Here is a 1,459-nt window from a genome sequence, read left to right on the forward strand (position 1 = left end):
TGTAGGACTCCCCAAAAGTTGTAGCTAGAAAAGAGGCTGCAATGAAAAAATATAGTTTAGAATTAAAGAAAAAAGTAATAAAAGAATACGAAGAAGGCGAAATAAGTTTAAATAAATTAGCAAGAAAATATAAAATAAAAAGTCCCAAAAGCATAAGAGAATGGGTAAGAAAAAGCAAAATATTTGGTGAAACTAGTCTAGAAAATCCTAAAATCAACGAATATCCTTTAGAAATAAAGCAAAGTGTGATAAAATGTGCCTTAACAGGAGATTTAAATTTTAGGGAAATATCTGATAAATTTGGAATAAGAGATCCGAAAACAGTAAGTTCTTGGGTAAAAAACTTTCAAAAAGAAAAAAACTTCCCTAAAATCAATCTAACAATAGATTTAAAGGAAGAATACTTAGACATGAAGAAGAAAAATAAAAAGAAAGACTACACCGAAAAAGAAATCCAAGAAATCCTAGAAGAAAACCTCCACCTAAGAATAGAAAATGACTATTTAAAAGAACTCAGGAGGTTGGTATTAGAAGAAGACTTGACAGATGCGATAAACAATACAAACAAACCAGAGCAATCTGCAAAGTAATAACCAGCCTCCGTGAGAAATATCAATTAAAAGACATACTAAAAGTAGTAAAAATAAGCCAATCAACCTACATGTACTGGCAAAGAAAAGAAAAAGAAGAAAATCCAGACGCTGAAATACTAGAAAAAATACTAGAAATAAGAAAAAAACATGAAGATTGGGGATGTAAAAGAATCCATGGATATCTAAGCAGAAGCATAAAAATAAACATAAAAAAAGTTCATAGAATAATAAAAGAAAATAACCTACAAGTAAGAACATATCACAAGAAAAATGGAAAATACAACTCATATAGAGGAGAAGTAGGAAAAGTAGCAGACAATATAATAGATAGAAATTTCAAATCAGAAAAACCACACAAAAAAATAACAACAGACACAACAGAATTCAAATACTATGAAAAAGACAAATCAAACAACTATCAAATAAAAAAACTTTACTTAAACCCATACTTAGATATGTACAACTCAGAAATAATAAGTTATTCAATAAGTAAAAGCCCAAACTATGCAGCAGTAGAAAAAGCCCTAGATAAAGCATTAGAAATAACAAAAGATCAAACAGAAGTAATCTACCATTCAGACCAAGGCTGGCTGTATCAGATACCAAGATATGTAGAAAAGTTAAAATATAAAGACATAATCCAATCAATGTCAAGAAAAGGCAACTGCCTAGACAACTCCATAATGGAAAACTTCTTCTCAATAATAAAGCAAGAAATGTACAACAAAAAAACATTTCATAGCTACAAAGAATTAGAAAGAGCAATAATTAAATACATGGACTATTACAACAATGAACGAATAAAAGAGAAATTAGGCTTTATGAGTCCAGTAGAATATAGAGAAAATAGGTCGAAAGAAAAAATC

At 29.1% G+C, this 1,459-nt stretch carries 2 protein-coding genes; both read left to right on the forward strand.

The window, feature by feature from the left end; all coding sequences use genetic code 11:
* Positions 1-41 precede the first annotated feature (41 nt).
* Positions 42-590 (forward strand): helix-turn-helix domain-containing protein, encoded by a 549-nt coding sequence (locus tag NH286_RS10620; protein WP_106461041.1) that lies wholly within the window; start codon positions 42-44, stop codon positions 588-590.
* On the forward strand, positions 590-1,459 hold an 870-nt coding region (locus tag NH286_RS10625), incomplete at its 3' end, for an IS3 family transposase (RefSeq protein ID WP_265238784.1). The genes NH286_RS10620 and NH286_RS10625, both read left to right, overlap by 1 nt.

Source organism: Anaerococcus sp. NML200574 (assembly GCF_026131665.1).
Classification (GTDB): Bacteria; Bacillota; Clostridia; order Tissierellales; family Peptoniphilaceae; genus Anaerococcus; species Anaerococcus kampingae.